Origin of the sequence: Zunongwangia mangrovi (assembly GCF_900112105.1) — a bacterium.
GTDB classification, from domain to species: domain Bacteria; phylum Bacteroidota; class Bacteroidia; order Flavobacteriales; family Flavobacteriaceae; genus Zunongwangia; species Zunongwangia mangrovi.
Genome location: NZ_FOKV01000028.1, coordinates 1 through 2,058 on the forward strand (window position 1 = coordinate 1; position 2,058 = coordinate 2,058).

General features: G+C 29.3%; 2 protein-coding genes. Both read left to right on the forward strand.

The annotated features are described in order from the left end of the window. Positions 1-95: 95 nt before the first annotated feature. Positions 96-653: a hypothetical protein gene (locus BM201_RS17940; RefSeq protein ID WP_092545198.1), complete on the forward strand. Its 558-nt coding sequence runs from the start codon at positions 96-98 to the stop codon at positions 651-653. Between the two features lie 220 nt (positions 654-873). Continuing rightward, the gene (locus BM201_RS17945) at positions 874-1,815 is read left to right on the forward strand and encodes a hypothetical protein (RefSeq protein ID WP_092545200.1); all 942 of its coding nucleotides are present in this window, start codon (positions 874-876) and stop codon (positions 1,813-1,815) included. The last annotated feature ends 243 nt before the right edge of the window (positions 1,816-2,058 follow it).

Consider the following 2,058-nt stretch of genomic DNA (forward strand, 5'->3'; position numbering starts at 1 on the left):
TTATCTTTAGAGTATAAAACACCAAATATGGTATACAAATTAACTGCTTAAAATCATGTTCAACCTGTAGCCATATTTCAGGACTAGACATTTTTATGAGATATTATACTTTCAATTCTAGTAAATCTGTTCAGCAAAAAAGGTTAGTATTTAATGAATTATTTATAATTAGAATATTTCAATACTTTCAAAATTTTGTGATTATAATATTCCCTTTAATTTTAAGTGTTGGATTTCTGATCGTCCAACTAAATATTAAAAATGTAATTCTATTACCCCTTTCTATAGTTACTTTAATAGCTAGTATTTTTTATGCTCATTTTATTTATACTCAAATAATTAAAGCCTCAAAATTTAGAAAAACAAAAGGTATAGGCAAGAAAACAAACATAGATCTAGTAGAGAATATATGTCATAGAAATGGTTGGAAAATTGTTAAATCGGACAAGCAATCCCACGTAATAATAATAGAAAAAGCTAAAATAGCGTATCATTTAGGAAGAGAACTATTTGTTGTATATGAAAATAAAGAAATATATGTAAGGTGTTTAGCTTACGTTAGAGCCAATGCTATACATCCATTTCTCTGGAGAAGTCAAAGAAAAATTGAAAACTCGTTAATTGATGATATTAGAAAAGACTGGTTTGGTTGAAATTGGTATATCTACTCAATCATGTATTTAATAAAAAAACTATGCACAACAACGGTTAATCGCCAATAAGCGGCACAGTTAGTAAGAAAATAATTAAATTGACCAACAAACCAATTCTAAGCCGACAAATCCGAGTTCCCTACTCCGCCAACTGGCGATAACCGAGACCGTTGTGCAACATACTGAAAAACCGAAAAACAACATTTGAGCATTAAAAATTATGAATTTAAACGATATACTAAAAACCCAGAATTTTGCTCAAAAAATTAATAATCAAATAAACCCATTTGACTCAATTACAAAAATTTTGAGTTCTACAAATTGGACGAAACAACCTGATACTTTAAAAATGACTGAAGCACTTTTAAAAGGTGTTTCATCTTATAATAACATTAGCTCATCTGCTTATGAAATGACAAAACGGATAAATACACAACCAAATTTTGCTATTCCAAATACAACTTTAGATTTATTAAATTCAATCGGAAATCAAAATAGTCGATTATTTGAAGGAATAAATAGTGCTTTAGTACTTTCAAAATCATTGACAACTGCAATAGAAATTCCGAATTTACAATTTGCTTTATCTGGACTTTCTGCTCAACTTGCGAAAATTGCTTCATCACAACAAAAGTGGGACATTTTAGAAGACTTTGACGAAATAACAGAAGAAGCTGTTTCTATAAACGATAGAATAATTGAAGAGGAAGGACTATCAAATGAGAATCTTGAATATTTAAATGAATTTTTAAGCAGAATTGAAGTTAAAATAGATAATCAAGACAAAAGTTCTTCTGCCATATTTTGGAAAGTACTCGCTTTGATAAGTTTTATTTTAGCAATTACAAGTGAAATAAGAAATTGGACACCAAAACCTGAATTTGCAACGCAGGAAGAAGTTGATAAAACTATAACCAGACATTTTACAAATTTTGAAAAGAAATTAAAAGAACAAAAAGAATACAGAATAACTAATCGAAAATGCAAAGTTTTCCTGAAACCAAAATCAAAGTCGAAAGTTGTTGTAAATATTGAGAAAGGATTTGAATTTGTAGTTCTTAATATAAATCACAAATGGATTTATGTAAGTTATTTAAACCCGAATGACAATTTACCAGAAACTGGTTGGATAATGAAAAAATACACGGAAAGAATTAAATAAACACAAAAAGTACGTTGCACAACAATGGCTATAAGTAATTGCTTGTTCTCGCTTGCTTCTGAAAATCCTCGCGAATTTTCAGTTTGGTGTGTACTTGCAAAGTTAAGTGCTAACCCACGCAACTACTCATAGCCTAGACCGTTGTGCATAATTTTGACCCGTCCGGAAATAAGGCTACATAATTTTAATAATTATGTACAAAAATGACAAAGTAATTAGACGCTACAGTGAATCGTTTAAATT